Raw genomic sequence first — 17,065 nt, 5'->3', positions numbered from 1 at the left:
TGCAGGATCAGGCACGATGGACGAGAGGGCATACACGATATGGCGTTATGGGGTACGATCATTAATGCGGCAGCCATCATTGTCGGCGGCTTGCTGGGACTGATGCTGAATCGCTTGAGTCAGGGCATCCGCAGCACGGTGATGCAGGGGATCGGACTGGCTCTGGTAGCACTGGGTTTGTCGATGACGCTGAAGTCGACGAATTTTTTGCTCATAGTGGCAAGCCTGGTGCTTGGCGGACTGCTGGGCGAGCTGCTGCGTGTGGAACGGAATCTGGAGGCACTGGGCCGACAGTTGGAGCGGATGGTTAATGCGTTAAGCCGTTTCATCCGCAGGCGCTCTAGAGGCGGGAAACATAGCGAGTTGGCTGATTTACAGTCAGAAGCCCAAGTTCAAGGAAGGATTGCCGCTGGGTTTGTGAACACAACATTGATTTACTGTGTCGGTGCGATGGCGATCCTGGGATCACTCGACAGCGGACTGCGTGGACAACATGATATTTTATATGTAAAGGCAATGATGGATGGCTTTTTAACGGTCATATTTGCCTCTACAATGGGTGTTGGGGTGCTGTTCTCGGCATTTTCGGTGTTTCTTTATCAGGGAGCTATAGCGCTTGCCGCTTCAGGCATCGCCTCCTTGGTGGACAGGGCTGCACTCGATGAGATCATTATGCAAATTACGGCGGTTGGTGGTGTTTTGATTATGGGCATCGGCATTAATCTGCTGGAACTGCGCAAAATTAACGTCGCCAATCTGCTGCCCTCTGTGCTCGTAGCGGCACTTGCGGTCCCTTTCGTTCACTGGATATCGACCTGGTAGATTAATAGAGAGATCAGCACTGACAATTGTTGTCGGTGCTTTTTGAGATAGAGTTCGACAGTTGGCGACACGGATATCTGACCGGATATCTGACATTTCACAGCTGAGAAGGGGGATGGGGTCATGTTTTATTCCTTAAAAAATCGCTTGATTGCTTCGTTTGTTGTGCTGCTTGTGCTTTCTTTTGGAACCGTTTCCTTTTTGCTGTTTAATGAATCCCGTTCGATTGTCAGATCCTATATTGAATCGTCGGCGCTGGAGAAAATGGACGAATACGGCTCCTACGTCAACATGGCGCTCAATCAAATTTATGATTTATCGTCCCTTGTCTATAATAGCGATGTGACCAAAAGCTGGGATATTGCGTTGTCTGATCCTTCTTTGTCTTCAGGGGAAAAGATGCTGTCCAATATAGAGCTAAGCCGGTTTTTGACCCAGACGACCAACAATTATTCAGGCGTTTCCTCGGTATCGATTTATCGTCCAGAAGGCTTGTGGATTAGCATTGGCAATCAGGTGGTTGCGGATAAGGAATTTCTCGAGGAGCCGTGGTACAAGGATTTTATGCAGAATGGGAACCATTGGGTATCTGCCCACAATGATCAGGTCGAATCCAGACAGTCGAAGCCTTATCAGGTGGTGAGCTTGCTGCTGCCGATCGGTACCTTCGAGCCTTCTCTTTACAAAAGCGTGATGAAGGTTAATGTGAGTGTCGATTTTTTTCTGGAGCCGCTCAAGCGGATACATCTCGGTGACAGCGGCACGATCTTTTTGCTGGATCAAAACGGTCTTCCGATTCTTTCGCAACATGAATATGCATCCGATCCCGAAACGATCAGAAATGTCGAGGCTGTCAAGACTGTGCGTGCGCGTCAAGGTGTCCTGTATGTACCGAATGACCGGGGTATGAACGATATTGTGGTTTACAAAAAGCTGAATCAGTGGCTGCTGGTCGGCATCGTATCTGAGCAGGATTTGTATGCCAAGCTGTACACGCTTCGCAATAGCATCATTCTGTTTACTACTTTACTGCTGCTGTGCGCAATCCTTGTGGCGACATGGCTATCACATGGAATAACGAAGCCTTTGTCGCGACTTGCCTCTGCCATGCGTTCCGTGCAAAAAGGCGACTTCGCCCATGCGGAAAGCCGTATTCCTGCCGATCAGATCGTTCGCAATGAGGTTGGTTATGTGACCTCGACATTTCGCAATATGGTAGAGCAGCTGAGGCATCATATCAAAACCGAGTTTGAACTGAAGCTGCTTCGCCAGCAGGCTGAATATAAAGCGCTGCTGCTGCAAATCAACCCGCATTTTTTGTTCAACACGCTGGAGCTGATGAGCAGCCTTTCGATGCAGCAGCGCACCGGAGATACGGTTAAAGTGATCGAGTCGTTAGGCAAAATGATGCGCTTTTCGCTTCGAAGCAGCGAGGATCTCGTTCCGCTGCAGGAGGAATTAACTTATCTGAAGCATTACGTCTCGATCCTGCAAATCCGCTTCGGGGAAAGACTGGATATTTCGACCCAGGAAGAGGGGGACATGGACAGCAGGCAAATGGTGAAATTTATTTTGCAGCCATTGGTGGAAAATGCGGTCAAATATAGCTTCCTTCATCAAACGATTGCGAAGGTGGTCATTCGGATATACAGCGAGCCGGAGCAGGTGCGCTTAATCGTTGAGGATAATGGCCCTGGCATAGCCGAGGAATTGATACAGCGTTTGTATGCAGAATCACTATCCTCCCAGTTCGATCACATCTTGAACACGGGTTCGAGACAGATCGGATTGCGTAATGTGCTGGCGCGCTGTCAGCTGTATTACGGAGGACGCTTTAGCTTTACTATCGAATCGCCGCAGGATCACGGAACCCGGATCGAGCTGATCCTGCCTGTACAGCAGATGCTGACGAAATGAATGCATTTTATCCATACCAAAGCAGGGGGTGCCCCATATGTATCGAGTCATGATTGTGGATGACGAACCGGAAATTCGACTCGGGTTAAAGCTGAAGGCCGACTGGGACAGCCTGCGATTAATGGTCGTTGCCGAAGCTTCGAATGGTATTGAAGCGTTAGAGCAGTTGGCATCTGACGCCATCGACCTGGTTATAACCGATATGAATATGCCGGTGATGAACGGGGTTTCTTTTCTGGAAAGCTGTCACGAGCAGTACCCAGAACTTAGGATCATCGTGATTACCGGATACGAGGATTTCCATTATGCCAGAGCTGCGGTACGCAATCAGGCACGTGATTATTTGCTCAAGCCTGTTGCTCAGGATGAGCTGATGGCTGCTCTGCGCAAGGTGACACAGGAGCTGAATGAGGAGAGAAATCTCAAAAACGAGCAGGCAGAGGTGCGTTGGCGGCTTTCCCAATATTATGTCGAGATGAAGGAGCATTTTATTGTTCATTTGGTTAAGGAGGAGCTTAAACCAGGGCAAGCTGAGCAGGAGCGCGCAGAGCTGTTCATGCTGCGTGATTGGAATGAGCGGATGGTCAGTTTCCTGACCGTCGGATTTAAGGAGCGTAAGTCAGGTAAGTCGCCAGCCAGCACAGCTATATCGACATCCTTAGACAATAAGCACATCAGCACAGCGGTTTCGGCAGGTGCTATTGCAGCAGACCCAGCTAACCCAGCGGATACACGTACGCCCGACAAGCTGCGTCTTCCATTCGAAATGATTTGCCGGGAGTTTGCCCAGCTTCACTCGGGTCAGCCGCAAGTATTTCGTGATCCGAATTATCCAGGGCTGATGCATTTTATCCTGGACCATGACGATGAGGCGGCTGCATCGTTCGTCGAAGAGCTGCGTACGAGCATAAGCAGTTATTTATCGTTCGAGCCTGCTATTAGCATCGGGCAGCCGATAAGTGGCTTTAACAAGTGGAAGGAAGGGTACATGTCGTCCCTGATAGCCTGGAATTTGCTCGAGAGCGATGTAGGTGGTACAGCTAAGGAATTCGCAGACAACAGACCGGCATTAACCGAGGATGTAGCCAAAATCATTCAAAGACAGCTGTCACGCGGCGAATTGGAGCTGTTTACCCAGACGGTTCGTAAGGAGCTCACAGAAGCCTTTATCGAATCACAGGTGCAGTTCGTCAAGCTGGTGCTCCAGCTCTATTTGCTGCTGGACTCCATGGCTTATGCAGCCGGTGTGCAGTTGGATGCCGGGGAACAGCTGTGGGTAAGGCCGGATATGGTGCTGGCCTTGGATACAATAGATAAAGCGCAGGGCTTTCTGGTCCATTTGGGTCACAAAATCGATCTTAAAACAAAGGCTGACACAGAGGACCCGGAGCAATCGATGATTCAGGCAGCCTTGCAGTTTATTGACAGCAATTATATGTATGAATTGAATTTGACGATGCTTGCCGAGCGTTATAGATACAACTCCTCCTATTTCTCGGAGCTGTTTAAATCGAAGGTAGGCAGAACGTTTATCCAATATGTGACTGAGGTGCGCATGGCCCACGCGATACGACTGCTGGTGGATACACCGCTCAGCTTGTGGGATATCGCCGAATTAACCGGTTTTTCCAACGCCAGCTACTTCTCCTCCAAATTTAAACGTATGTATGGGGTCACCCCATCCGATTGTCGCCACAGTCCACCTGAAAAATTTAATAATGAACTGCCGAAGAAATAGAATTCATTACAAGTCCTCTAGTCTGTATGATTAGGTTATTGTTCGTAACAACACACGGATCATTTCCATAAGATCAGGATTAGGAGGCCACCATGCAATCTTCGCGCAAACCAACCCGACACCGACAGAATCGTACAGCATATTTGTTTTTGCTGCCGTGGCTGATCGGTTTTTTCTGTCTGACGCTGGGCCCGATGCTCGGTTCGTTATATTTGTCAATGACCAAGTACAACCTGTTATCTTCGCCACGGTGGCTCGGATTCGACAATTATGTGCAGATTTTTACAGATGACAGCATGTTCTACCATTCCTTGAAATTAACGTTTCAGTATGTGCTGTTTTCCGTACCGCTGCGGCTTATCTTCGCACTATTGGTGGCTATGGCTTTGAATAAAGGGATTCGGGCACTTGGGATTTACCGGACTGTCTATTACATTCCCTCATTGCTTGGCGGAAGTGTGGCCATTGCGATTGTTTGGCGCAAAATATTCGACGGTAACGGGCTTTTTAATCATTTTCTCAACTGGTTCGGTATTGAAGGACCGTCCTGGATAGCAAATCCGAACTTTGTGCTGTATACGATCGTTACGTTGTCCGTCTGGCAGTTTGGTTCGGCGATGGTCATTTTTTTGGCTGGCTTGAAGCAGATTCCTGCCGACTTGTACGAAGCGTCCCAGGTGGATGGTGCCGGCAAAATCCGTCAGTTTTTTCAAATCACACTGCCGCTGCTGTCGCCGGTCTTGTTTTTTAACCTCGTCATGACGATAATCAATTCGTTCCAGGTGTTTACGCCTGGCTTTGTGATCGGTGATGGACGCGGAGGGCCGATGGACTCGACAATGTTCTATACCCTGTATTTATATTTAAAAGGCTTCTCCTTTTTCGATATGGGCTATGCGTCCGCACTGGCCTGGATCATGCTTGTCATGATCGGAGGCTTAACGGCAATTGTTTTTGCAACCTCAAAGTATTGGGTTTTTTATGGAGACGGCAAGGAAGAGAAGGGGTGACGATATGATAACCAAATCCACATATGCTAACGGACTCAAGCATCTCATCATTATTGCGATAGGACTAGTGATGATGTATCCCGTATTATGGCTGCTCAGCAGTTCATTTAAGCCAAACAATCTGATTTTTTCCGATACGACCTTGTGGCCCAAGGAATTCACTTTAACGAATTACATCAATGGCTGGAAGGGGCTGCAGGGGATATCGTTTCTTCGCTTCTTTACCAACTCCGCGCAAATTTCCGTTATGTCCGTATTGGGTAATGTGATTACTTGCTCGTTGGCGGCGTTTGCTTTTGCCCGGCTCGATTTCAAATACAAAAAGCTGTGGTTCAGTATGATGCTCGTAACGATTATGCTTCCCTATCATGTTACGCTGGTGCCGCAATATATTTTGTACAAAAACTTCGAGTGGATTAACACGTATTTGCCCTTGATCGTTCCCAAATGGCTGGCTCACGACTCATTCTTCATTCTGTTGATGGTGCAGTTCATCCGTGGTATTCCAAAGGAGCTCGATGAGAGCGCGACGATAGATGGCTGCGGACAAGGTCAGATTTATTGGAAAATCATTCTTCCACTGCTGGTACCTGCACTGATTACGACGGCAATCTTTACGTTTATCTGGACGTGGGACGATTTTTTCAGTCAAATGATTTATTTGAATAACGTTAAGCTGTTCACCGTACAGTTGGGTATTCGCTCACTGTTTGACCCTGCCGGAGAGTCGGACTGGGGTGCGCTGCTGGCGATGTCGGTGCTGTCGCTGATTCCGATTATGACGATTTTCCTTACGTTCCAAAGGTACTTTCTGGATGGCATAGCGACCACGGGTATTAAGTAATCCGAAAAAATTAATAATGAAGAGCCAAAGGAAACCGATTCATCCAGTAAGCGTTATCCATTATGATCAGGACACAAGCTTCCATAATCAGTTAAGGGGGATTACAAAAATGAAAAAAAGTGTTTCATTTGCTGCGATAGCAGCATTGATGGCCGTTACTTCCGCTTGCGGAGGCAGTACAGGTGGTACGCCAACAGGTGCAGCAGACAGCACTGCTAAGGGTAACGCCACAAATGAGCCGGTTGAGCTGCGTATTATGTGGTGGGGCGACCAGAAACGTGCGGATCGGACGAATGAGGCTTTGCGTAATTTCGAGAAGAAGAACCCGAATATTAAAATTGTTGGTGAATTCGCGCCAAGCTCGGGCTATTTCGATAAATTAAACACACAGCTCGCTTCAGGCACGGCGCCGGATGTATTTTTCCTCGGAGGCAATGTCGTCGATTATGCCAATAAGGGCGTATTGCTGGATGTCGGTTCTTATGTCGGCAAAGAGCTGAATCTGACCGATATGGACAAGTCGATGATTGAATACGGGACGATCAAAGGCAAGCTGCTGCATGTATCAGCTGGCGCGAATGCCCGTGGTGTTCTTGTGAATACGGAGCTGTTCAAGAAGGCTGGCATCGAGCTGCCTAAAGAAGGCTGGACCTGGGATGATTTCAGCCGAATTGCCAAGGAGCTATCCCAGAAGCTGGGCAAGGATTATTACGGTACCTATGACTACACGGTGGACGGCATGGACATTTATTTAAAACAGAACGGCAAGCAGCTATACGATATGGACGGCGGCAAGCTTGGCTTCGAGCAAAAGGATGTAGAGCCATGGTTCGCCTACTGGGATAAGCTGAGCAAGGAAGGAGGCGTTGTGACCCCTGAGCTGCAGGTGTCCAACCCTCCAGGAGATACGAGCAAGTCGCTTATTGTAACCGGTAAAGTCGCCATGAGCCTGATTGCCTCCAATGCACTCGGTGCGCATCAGAATCTGATCAAGGACAGCCTGACACTGGTTCCATTGCCGCGTGGTCCTAAAGGCACTGCTGTTATTTTTGAATCAAGCCAAGGGATGTCTGGCTATAACAAAACGAAACATCCAAAAGAGGTTGCACAGCTGATGAGCTACTGGATCAATGATCCGGATGCAGCCAAAATCCTCGGTAATGACCGTGGTGTTCCGGTAACTGCTCCAATGCGCGAGCTGCTGAAGAAGGAAGCTACGCCGATTGATCAGATCATCTACGATTACACGAGCAAGGTATCGGATGCGGCGAAGAAAGAACCGGTCAAAGTCAGCTACAACCCTCCGGGCTTTACGGAATATTCCAAGCTGGCGGAAACGACCGTTCAGGAAATCGGTTTTGGCAAAAAGGATGTTAAAAAAGCGGTTGACGACTTTTATAACGGTGTTGTGAAAATTTTCAATAACAATAAATAATCCGATCAGCAAGGAATGGGCAGCTACTCGAATACATTCGGGTGCTGCCTGTTCTTGTCGCACAAGTAAATACGAATGAGAAGAGGCGGGTATGATGAGTGGAGCCCTGTTAGAACGGCTAAGGCAAATCAATATAGATGACAAGGTGGGCATATTGAAGAAACCGTCCGATGCGGATGTGCTGGCTGAGTGGAAGCGATCAGGAGTCCGTTTTGCTGCATCCTCCATACGTTTTGAGGGCGTGTATGACAGCGCTATGCGCAAGCTGCTTGATTGTATCGTGCCAACTGGAGGCGTCGGAGGCAGCGAGCAAGTCTCTCAAGCCGTTACGAATAAGGGTAGCGATATTAGCAGCACCGCAAGGAAGCCGATACTTCACGAAGGAGGCATCTATCTCGGCTGTTGGCTGGAGAGCACCGGTTCCATTAACGCGGAATTGTTGTCGCGCTTCATTCCTTCTGTATCTGAGGCTTCCTTTGAAAGCTTTGCTGATTTTCAACGCGAGGATGGTCAGCTGCCTTATAAAATAACGGAGTATGGCGCTGCCTATCGACAAATTCAGATGGTGACGCCGCTCGCCAGAAGCGTCTGGAATCACTATTTGCTGAATGGACGCAATCAACAATTTTTGCGTAAAATGTATTTCGCCATGCAGCGCTTTGACGAATGGCTGGATGCCTATCGCAATACGCGGGGAAGCGGCTGTGTGGAAGCTTTTTGCACATTTGATACCGGACATGATTTATCGCCCCGATTTTGGCATGTTCCTGACACGCCGCATGGGGATGATGCACGCTACTGTAATCCCGATTCGCCGATTCTTCCTTTTCTCGCACCAGATCTGACGGCTAATGTATACTGTCAGCGTCTTTATTTACACCGGATGGCTGAAGAGCTGGGCGAAACCGGTACGGATTGGAAGGCCAAAGCGGAGGAAAGCCTGAACAGCTTATTCAACTATTGCTATGATGAGCAGGATGAATTTTTTTATGATCTGGATCGTAATGACGAATGGGTTAAAGTACAATCCGATGTGCTGCTGAGAGTGATGGCTTGCGAGGTTGGTGATCGTGATTTTTTTGATAAGACGCTGCGCCGCTATTTATTGAATACCAGCAAATTTTTTGCCAAATATCCGTTTACCTCCATGTCCATGGATGATCCGCGATTCGATCCCTTCTCCAGCTATAATAGCTGGGGCGGAGCCTCCAATTTCTTGAGCTTGATCCGTGCCCCGCATGCTTTTGAGCATCATGGCCGTTATGTGGAGCTGACCTGGGTAATCTTTCCGATTTTATCGGCATTTTTGAGTGTGGAGCGTTTTGCTCAATGCTTAAGCCCTTGGACAGGGAAGGAAGGGTACACCGAGACATATTCGCCGGCGATATTGTGTCTACTCGATTATGTAGAGCGGTTGAGCGGTATACTGCCAACGCCAGAGGGACAGCTGTGGTTCACCGGGTTGGTTCCTTATACGATGGACCACGGTGAAGAGGTTGCCAATGAAACGGCGTACAGCCGCACGATTGAAGGCAGCGAGTTCGAGCTTATGAATACACGCGAGCAGGCGGTTGTTTATCGAAACGGGGAGCTGTATTTGCAATTTCCAAGTGGGATTCGGGCTGTAACCGATCGTCAGGGCTGCTTGAGGTCGATTATCGGGATGTCGGTCCGCACAGTCGAGGGTGAGCTTCGATATGAAGGCAAGGTGTATCCGATCACCATCAAAGGGAATGAAATACAGCAGTTTGATCATGGGGGGCTTACAAGTGTATTTGACCCTGGCGTTATAGCTCCAACTTATCGATAAGTAATATTAGGCAAAATGACCACCTCCAAAACTACTTTAAAAGTGGTCTTGGAGGTGGTTTTGTTGTGCATGTTGGCGATACTGCATGTATGGGAACATTTTCTTTTAATGATAAAATCCGATGTTTGAATCTCCAATTTATGGTATGGTAGAAGGATGAGTTGATAAGTAAGGAGGAGTTTGGCGTGACGTTTGTAAAAAAGCTCTCATGGTTTTTTCGACAACAGTGGGCTAAATATGGTATGGCGATTATCCTCATGGCAACGGTAAACCTGTTAAGCATTATTCCACCCAAAATGATCGGTAACGTCATTGACCAAATCCGTACAGGAGGATTGACCGAAGCAGAGCTTTATCGAAATGTCATGCTGCTGGTGGGCTTGGCGGTGATGATTTATGTCATCGTATACATATGGATTACAACCTTGTTCGGTAACTCTATTTTGTTGGAGAAGCTGCTCAGAGGCAGATTGCTGCAGCATATGACCAAGATGTCGCCGTCCTTCTTCCAACGAAATACAACCGGTGAGCTGATGGCGCTTGCGACCAATGATGTGCTTGCTATCGGCCAAACGGCTGGCTACGGGGTGATGACGCTGGTCAATACATTGGTCGGTACAGCTGTTGTACTCATCACGATGGTATCACTGATCAGCTATAAGCTGATGCTGGCTGCATTGATTCCGCTGCCGTTCCTGACGATTGTCATCAGTATGCTTGGGAAACGTATGCGCAAGCGGTTCGTAGCCGCCCAGGCCTCCTTCGGACAGATGAATGATCGTGCGCTCGAATCGATATCGGGGATGCGTGTCATTCGGTCCTATGTGCAGGAGGAGCATGATATCGCCAAGTTCGACGAGGTTACGAAGGACGTTATGACCAAAAATATGAAGGTCGCCGCGATCAACTCGCTGTTCCATCCATCGATATCGACGATTGTCGGGTTAAGCTATGCGATTGGGATCGGTTACGGCTCCTATATGGTATTTCATAATCAAATATCGCTTGGGCAGCTGGTTTCCTTCAATATTTATCTCGGTATGCTGATTTGGCCGATGATTGCCTTCGGTGAATTTATTAATATATTACAGCGTGGGACAGCATCCGTGGACCGATTATCGGCAAGCTTTGCTCAAACCGCAGACGTTCAGGATCATGACCCCGTAGTAGCTGTAGCTCAGCCGGGACGGATTGAGCTGCAGCAATTAAGCTTTCGTTACCCGGGAGCCGAACACGACAGCTTAAATGGAATTTCATTGCAGCTGGAGCGCGGACAGACGCTTGGGATCGTCGGTCGGACCGGGAGTGGGAAAAGTACGTTGCTCAAGCAGATGCTAAGACAGTATCCGATAGAGCCGCAGAAGCTGTTGATTTCGGGAATTCCGATAGAACAGATTGCACTGACTCAGGTTCGCGGCTGGATGGGCTACGTGCCGCAGGAGCACCTGCTGTTATCCAAACCAATTCGCGATAATATAGCCCTTGGCAATCCGGAAGCGTCGGAAGAGGACATTCGCAAAGCGATTGAAATGGCTTCATTTACCCAGGATCTGGAGCAGCTGCCGGAAGGCTTGGATACGATTGTTGGCGAGAACGGAGTGATGCTCTCAGGCGGGCAAAAGCAGAGGGTGAGCATTGCACGCGCCTTGCTGGTCAATCCGGAGATATTAATTTTGGATGATTCGCTATCGGCCGTCGATGCACGAACCGAAAGCATGATTCTGAACAACCTCCGCAAGGAACGCTCAGGCAAAACAACACTGATCGCGACACATCGGCTTTCTGCAGTGATGCATGCCGATTGGATTATCGTACTTGATGATGGACGATCCGTCGAAGAAGGAACCCATGAGCAGCTGATGCTGCACGGCGGGTGGTACAAGGAGCAGTTTGACCGTCAACAGATGGAGGCAACCCTGGCAGGTTGAGATGACACGCAAATAAGAAGATCAGTAAATAGATGATCAACAAAAAAAGCAGCGCGAAGCGTGAAAGGAATGGAACTATGGCATCCCAACAAACGGTAGTTCGAAGGCTGGCCTCCTACGCATTAATTTACAAAGTGCGTATTATGGCTGCGCTGCTTGTACTGTGCTGTGCGGTAGGAGCGGAGCTGGGCGGTCCTTATATCGCGAAAACGATTATTGATAAACATATCAGCAGCGTACAGCTGCCTTGGTATGAAGCGAAGGAATACCCGGCTTTAGCGCAAACCACGAAGGTTGTCGAGTTAAACGGCCTTATTTATTACCGCAGCGATTGGCTGCATGCCGATCCGTCAGAAGCCAGACAGCAAGCGATCCGTTCAGGCTGGAAGGAAGTGCGCTTCATGCAGCTGGAAAGCGGAATGTACCTGATCAACACAGCCCAGCAATTTGACGGCAATTGGTCGGTTCAGCCTGCTACGGCAGCTGAGCTGAGTGGAGCAGCTCCGGAATCTTCACAGGTAACCGTGCAGGTCATTCGCAAAGGGGCCGCACCTGAACTGTACCCGGCCCGCAAGCTATCCTCAACAGAGGTAGCTTCGCTTTATCAATACGAGGTAAAACCTGTATTGGGCTGGCTCGGGGTATTCATTGCCTTGCTGGTCATTGCCAGTACCCTGCATTATATCCAGGCTTACACCCTGCAATCGACGGCGCTGCGAATCATTCAGCGGATGCGGATGGACTTGATGCGACATATTCAAAAGATTCCACTGCGGTTTTTTGATAACACGCCGATTGGTCAGGTTGTTTCCCGCGTTGCCAATGATACGGAAGCGATCCGTGATCTTTTTATGAGCTTTATGGCTACCTTCGTGGTCAGTACAATTAATGTTATAGGTATTTATGTAGCTTTGTTTTTACTGAACGTCCAATTGGCTCTGGTTACGTTGATTTTGATCCCGTTATTTATCGCTGTGATGTGGGTGCATCTGAAGTTTTCCAAAGGTTACATTGCTATCATGCGTGCCAGATTGAGTGATATGAACGCAATGATCAGTGAATCGATTGCCGTGATGCCGATCATACAAGCTTTTCGTCAAGAGAAGGCCCGATTGAAAGAATTTGAGGTTTTGAATGAGGACCGTTATCGCAGCAATCAAAAGCAATTTCGTGTATTCTCGCTATCCTCCCGTAATTTTACCGGTCTGGTCGGATCGTTGTTCACAGCCGGAACGATCTGGTATTTTGGCGGGCAATCGCTGCAGACGGCCATTTCGTTTGGTGTGTTTTATGCTTTCATCGATTATTTAGGCCGGTTTTTCCAGCCGATTATCGGGATTTTTGACCAGTTAACGAACGCCCAGCGGGCTGTGGTGTCGGCAGAGAAAGTATTTTATATTCTCGATCTGGAAGGTGTTGAGCTGGAGAACGCGATTGGCCTAGCCAGACCGGAGGGGCATGTTGCCTTTGATAATGTAACCTTTGCCTACAAAGAAGGCGAGCCGGTGCTGCGCAATATCACGTTCGAGGCCAAAAAAGGCGAGACGGTTGCGCTTGTTGGTCATACAGGCTCAGGCAAAAGCTCAATTATGAACCTGCTGCTCGGTTTTTACGAGCCCTCCGGAGGCGAAATCCGTATTGATGGGCGCAGTATTGCGGGAATATCCAAGCAGGCGCTGCGCAAGCATATGGGGATTGTCCTACAGGACCCTTTTCTGTTCGCTGGGGATATTAAATTCAATGTAGGCTTGTATAATGAAGCGATTGACGAGCGCAAAGTCAAACAGGCGCTGACTGATGTGGGAGCTGCCGGGTTCATTGAAAAACTCCCCAAGGGCTATGATGAGCCGGTAGTCGAGCGGGGAAGCACATTGTCAGCTGGTCAAAGACAGCTCATTTCCTTTGCACGAGCGCTTGCCTTTGATCCCTCGATCCTGATATTAGATGAAGCGACTGCCAGTATCGACAGTGAAACTGAGGGCTTGATTCAACAGGCGCTGCAAGTTGTCAGTGAAGGCCGAACAACGTTTGTGATCGCCCACCGGCTGTCGACGATTCGTGATGCCGATCTGATTCTCGTTTTGAATCATGGCGAGATTGTGGAGCGCGGCAATCATGAGCAGTTGATGGAGCTGCAGGGACGCTACTACAGAATGTATCAGCTGCAAAAGGGCGGGGACAATAACAAGCATGAGACAGCTCATATCCAGCCAACTTCGACAACTTCATAAACACAAACTTGGACCGACGAATAAGAGCAGATATCAGAGATTAGCAGCTCAGTACAACGGGTATTAAAGAATGAGGCATTCTGGATCGACTGCAACCTCACAATCGAATATTCGTAATAATATTGAAAAAGCATGAGCAACGGAACGACCTAACCGTTTGCGGCATGCTTTTTTAGGGCGATCATCTCAACAACTATTTAAACAACAGATCCTCGGCTTCACCAAGTCGCAAAGGCACTGTACGGTTATTATGGAGCTGGTTTAAATGGGGAAATCTGTCGTTTTGCGTCAGGTAATGAATAGGCTATAGTAAAGAAAAGATACTCAAGAGGGAGGGAAGACAATGAAGGGGAAACGTTTTGAAAATATGAATGGCGTCCGACATGGCAAGGTTCTTAAGGATTTACGTCAATGGCGCAAAGAGCGTAAGGAAAAAATCAAGGACTTATCCTATGTGGTACCGACCTGTGAGCAGAAGGAAATTGATTTTCTTCGCAGTAACCGGGAGAAGACGACGATCACCTGGATTGGTCACTCCACTTTTCTGATTCAAATGGGCGGCTTCAACCTGCTGACTGATCCGGTCTGGTCGGAACGAATGGGACTGGAGCGGCGTCTGGCGCCTCCAGGCTTACGTATGCAGGAACTGCCTCGTATCGATGCCGTGCTTATTTCGCATAGTCATTATGATCATATGGATATGCGCACCTTACGAGCGTTCAAAGATACACCTTTATATGTACCCGAAGGACTTAGCGGCAAGCTGCGAGCCAGAGGCTATGCTCATGTAACGGAGCTCAGCTGGTGGGGTCATGTGCAGCTTGAAGGCATTGAGCTGCACTTTGTGCCAGCGCAGCATTGGACGCGCCGGACACCGTTTGATATTAACCGTTCGCATTGGGGCGGTTGGGTCATTCAGCCTGCGACCCGTACCGACATGGAGCGTGAGGCGGTCTATTTTGTCGGGGATAGCGGCTACTTCCCCGGCTTCCAGCGGATCGGCGAAAGGTTTGCGATCCGCTATGCGTTGATGCCGATCGGAGCTTATGAGCCGGAATGGTTTATGTCCTTGCAGCATGTTTCGCCTGAGCAAGCGATACAAGCTTTCATCGATGTCCAGGCGGAGGAATTTATACCGATGCACTATGGAGCTTTCCGACTGGCAGACGATACTCCGCGCGAAGCGTTGGATCGTTTGTATGCGGAATGGAGCAGGCGGGAGCTGCCCATAGAGAAGCTGCGGGTATTGAAGCATGGTGAAACGTTGATCAAGTAATAATTATTCAAATAATATAAAATGAATAACCCCCCGGAATCACTTCCAAAGTGAGTTTTGGAGGGTTATTATCATCTCGGTAAATTAAATAGATACCACATTTGTGAAATAATATCAGCCGGGTTTCAAAAGTTTTCAATCTCTGCTATTCAGATCTTCGCGTCATTTGCTGCCAGACTGAACCTTCTGCTGCGTGGCCGCCTTCAATCCGTTCGATTGCCATCTTGATCTGCATGCGGACTTCAAATTCAGGATCATCCTCTGCGGGCCGCAGTGCTGTTAAGGCTTGCTCATCACCGACCTCATAGAGGAAACGTGCTGCCCGCCAGCGAACCAGCTTATTGGGGTCCTGCAGTGCTTTCATCATCATGGGAACAGCGCCTGGATCGCCGATATCTGACAACGTATCGCCCGCCGTACGACGTACCGAAGCTGTTGAATCCTCAAGCGCAGGCTGCAAATAAGGCAGCACATCCAACGTATCCTTTAAATCACCTATATATACAGTTGCGAGCCGGCGAATAGACGATTTTTCATCCTTAAGAGCATGTGTCAACAACGGCAGCGTTTCAATAGAGGGTTTAATTTGCTGTAAAGCTGCATAGCGCTGCTTCCAATCAGGGGCTGCCAATTGCAGCAGCAGCTCTTCTTTGGATAAAGTGGCTCGTCCTGCCGAGCTTACAGCAGCCGTACCTTCTACCGATGCACCACCCAGCTGCAGTGACTGCTTGATTAGAGACTGTAGGCGGGTTTCATCATAAGCTGCATCTATTTCCTGAGTGATTTCTTCTAATACTTCCTTGAGCTCGCCGTACCGGATACCCCAATCCTCAAGTGAGCGCTCCTTGATCAGATTAGGTGCTGCAGACGCTGCACGGATAGCCGCATCAGTAAAGCGCTGCGGCAGTCCGGCACGCTGCTGTTCCATACCGCTTGTTACACGAACCTGAAGCGGGATACCCCGAAAGTGCTGCAGCAGTACCTGAACCTCACCAAAAGAAGAGATATTGCTCGAATCAGCTGCATCTGCAGCAGGTTGGAACTGATCCATGGTGGATGGGGTGCCGCCCAGTACTTCGTGAATTTGCGCCAAAATCGGCTGCCAATCGTTGCTGCCAATCCGATCGACAGCTAGAAAGTCAGCAGCGTGGTACACACTTTTGACTCCATGGATGGCAAACAGCTTGGCGATAAAAGCTGGAGCCTGATCGATGTTCGCTTTGGTATAAGTCGACCGCACACCGTCGGGAATACGCTCGTCTAACTGGATTTTCATGGAATTAGGACTTGGTGTCGGTTCGATGGATACGATATGCAAGGATATTGCCACCTTTCTATGCATGAGTTAACGGCTGTACCGTCAAGTGATAATGGAACGCGAGCATCATATAAAAAAAGACCGTTCACGCACGTCCGCGCAAGTACCGGTCTTTTAGTATGTGCTGTTGAGCCTAGTCCTTATCAACGAGATTACGATGTAAGTAGTTGTCGTCCAAAGTCTTGGTCAAATCGAACACGGTATGAGCCAGATCAAGATTTTCAAAAATATGTTCACACTGTTCTTTGTATGCCATTTCTTCATCATAATGAGCTGTGGATTTCACAATGCTGTCAGCTGAATAGCCGCGCAGCTCCTCACGTTTGATAATGGTTTGCCGATCCGTATAGATGAAGATACGAATTGCTTTTCGTCCATAGAGCTGCTTCACGGTATCGGCACCTTGCCGATTCAGAACCAGATAAATCACGCCATGCGCTTGCAGGGAATTTGCCAAATCTCGCTCTAGAACGCCATAACGATTACCGTCTAGTTCAATAACCTCAATAAATTCGTTGTTCTGCTGCGCTTGTGTAAAAGCCTCAGGGGTTACAAAATGATAATCCAGTCCATCCTCTTCTCCAGATCGGGGTGCTCTTGTAGTGTGCGAAAGAACTTGTTTCATGCCAAGCGTATCACCCAACATTTGTGCTACGGTTTTCCGACCAGCACCATTAGGGCCGGTGAAAATGAAAATAATGTCATGGTCCTTTAATTCGTACATAGAAGCCCCTCC

12 protein-coding genes are annotated in these 17,065 nt (G+C 48.7%); 10 read left to right on the top strand and 2 right to left on the bottom strand.

The features are described from left to right. Window positions 1-39 precede the first annotated feature (39 nt). The 10 genes from NST47_RS35930 to NST47_RS35885 all read left to right on the top strand — a co-directional run bounded on the left by NST47_RS35930 (window position 40) and on the right by NST47_RS35885 (window position 15,011). Window positions 40-822 carry a DUF554 domain-containing protein gene (locus NST47_RS35930; RefSeq protein WP_341159378.1) on the top strand — a complete coding sequence of 261 codons (783 nt, stop codon included), beginning with the start codon at window positions 40-42 and terminating at the stop codon, window positions 820-822. Between the two features lie 123 nt (window positions 823-945). Further along, window positions 946-2,739, top strand: coding sequence for a cache domain-containing sensor histidine kinase (locus NST47_RS35925; protein WP_341159377.1), 1,794 nt, complete (start codon window positions 946-948; stop codon window positions 2,737-2,739). 37 nt (window positions 2,740-2,776) lie between these two features. Continuing rightward, the gene (locus NST47_RS35920) at window positions 2,777-4,477 is read left to right on the top strand and encodes a response regulator transcription factor (RefSeq protein WP_341159376.1); all 1,701 of its coding nucleotides are present in this window, start codon (window positions 2,777-2,779) and stop codon (window positions 4,475-4,477) included. 92 nt (window positions 4,478-4,569) lie between these two features. Further along, on the top strand, window positions 4,570-5,487 hold the full coding sequence (locus tag NST47_RS35915) for a carbohydrate ABC transporter permease (RefSeq protein ID WP_341159375.1): 918 nt from the start codon (window positions 4,570-4,572) through the stop codon (window positions 5,485-5,487). Between the two features lie 4 nt (window positions 5,488-5,491). Next, on the top strand, window positions 5,492-6,331 hold the full coding sequence (locus NST47_RS35910) for a carbohydrate ABC transporter permease (protein ID WP_240417959.1): 840 nt from the start codon (window positions 5,492-5,494) through the stop codon (window positions 6,329-6,331). A 109-nt stretch (window positions 6,332-6,440) separates the two neighbouring features. Then, window positions 6,441-7,766, top strand: coding sequence for an ABC transporter substrate-binding protein (locus tag NST47_RS35905; protein ID WP_341159374.1), 1,326 nt, complete (start codon window positions 6,441-6,443; stop codon window positions 7,764-7,766). Between the two features lie 94 nt (window positions 7,767-7,860). Then, complete coding sequence (locus tag NST47_RS35900; protein ID WP_341159373.1) at window positions 7,861-9,576, top strand: MGH1-like glycoside hydrolase domain-containing protein; 1,716 nt, start codon at window positions 7,861-7,863, stop codon at window positions 9,574-9,576. Window positions 9,577-9,761: 185 nt separating this feature from the next. Further along, window positions 9,762-11,504 (top strand): ABC transporter ATP-binding protein, encoded by a 1,743-nt coding sequence (locus NST47_RS35895; protein ID WP_341159372.1) that lies wholly within the window; start codon window positions 9,762-9,764, stop codon window positions 11,502-11,504. Between the two features lie 77 nt (window positions 11,505-11,581). After that, the gene (locus NST47_RS35890; protein WP_341159824.1) at window positions 11,582-13,735 is read left to right on the top strand and encodes an ABC transporter ATP-binding protein; all 2,154 of its coding nucleotides are present in this window, start codon (window positions 11,582-11,584) and stop codon (window positions 13,733-13,735) included. A gap of 343 nt (window positions 13,736-14,078) precedes the next feature. Beyond that, a complete protein-coding gene (locus NST47_RS35885) occupies window positions 14,079-15,011 on the top strand; it encodes an MBL fold metallo-hydrolase (protein ID WP_341159371.1) in 933 nt (310 codons plus the stop codon). Between the two features lie 145 nt (window positions 15,012-15,156). Here NST47_RS35885 and NST47_RS35880 read toward each other — a convergent pair whose 3' ends face one another. Continuing rightward, entirely contained in the window at window positions 15,157-16,329 is a 1,173-nt protein-coding gene (locus NST47_RS35880; RefSeq protein WP_341159370.1) for a conserved virulence factor C family protein, read from the bottom strand. Between the two features lie 133 nt (window positions 16,330-16,462). Beyond that, window positions 16,463-17,053 (bottom strand): guanylate kinase, encoded by a 591-nt coding sequence (locus NST47_RS35875; protein ID WP_341159369.1) that lies wholly within the window; start codon window positions 17,051-17,053, stop codon window positions 16,463-16,465. Window positions 17,054-17,065 lie beyond the last annotated feature (12 nt).

The sequence above is a fragment of the Paenibacillus sp. FSL H8-0034 genome (assembly GCF_038000305.1).
In the GTDB taxonomy this organism is placed as follows: Bacteria; Bacillota; Bacilli; order Paenibacillales; family NBRC-103111; genus Paenibacillus_S.
Note: the sequence above shows the minus strand (reverse complement) of the source record. Positions and strands in the feature narration are given on the sequence as shown.

What these genes read in the sequence shown, in the direction of transcription:
- NST47_RS35930 (WP_341159378.1), top strand. Translation starts at nt 40, where the DNA reads ATGGCGTTATGGGGTACGATCATTAATGCGGCAGCCATCATTGTCGGC.
- NST47_RS35925 (WP_341159377.1), top strand. Translation starts at nt 946, where the DNA reads ATGTTTTATTCCTTAAAAAATCGCTTGATTGCTTCGTTTGTTGTGCTG.
- NST47_RS35920 (WP_341159376.1), top strand. Translation starts at nt 2,777, where the DNA reads ATGTATCGAGTCATGATTGTGGATGACGAACCGGAAATTCGACTCGGG.
- NST47_RS35915 (WP_341159375.1), top strand. Translation starts at nt 4,570, where the DNA reads ATGCAATCTTCGCGCAAACCAACCCGACACCGACAGAATCGTACAGCA.
- NST47_RS35910 (WP_240417959.1), top strand. Translation starts at nt 5,492, where the DNA reads ATGATAACCAAATCCACATATGCTAACGGACTCAAGCATCTCATCATT.
- NST47_RS35905 (WP_341159374.1), top strand. Translation starts at nt 6,441, where the DNA reads ATGAAAAAAAGTGTTTCATTTGCTGCGATAGCAGCATTGATGGCCGTT.
- NST47_RS35900 (WP_341159373.1), top strand. Translation starts at nt 7,861, where the DNA reads ATGAGTGGAGCCCTGTTAGAACGGCTAAGGCAAATCAATATAGATGAC.
- NST47_RS35890 (WP_341159824.1), top strand. Translation starts at nt 11,582, where the DNA reads ATGGCATCCCAACAAACGGTAGTTCGAAGGCTGGCCTCCTACGCATTA.
- NST47_RS35885 (WP_341159371.1), top strand. Translation starts at nt 14,079, where the DNA reads ATGAAGGGGAAACGTTTTGAAAATATGAATGGCGTCCGACATGGCAAG.
- NST47_RS35875 (WP_341159369.1), bottom strand. Translation starts at nt 17,053, where the DNA reads ATGTACGAATTAAAGGACCATGACATTATTTTCATTTTCACCGGCCCT.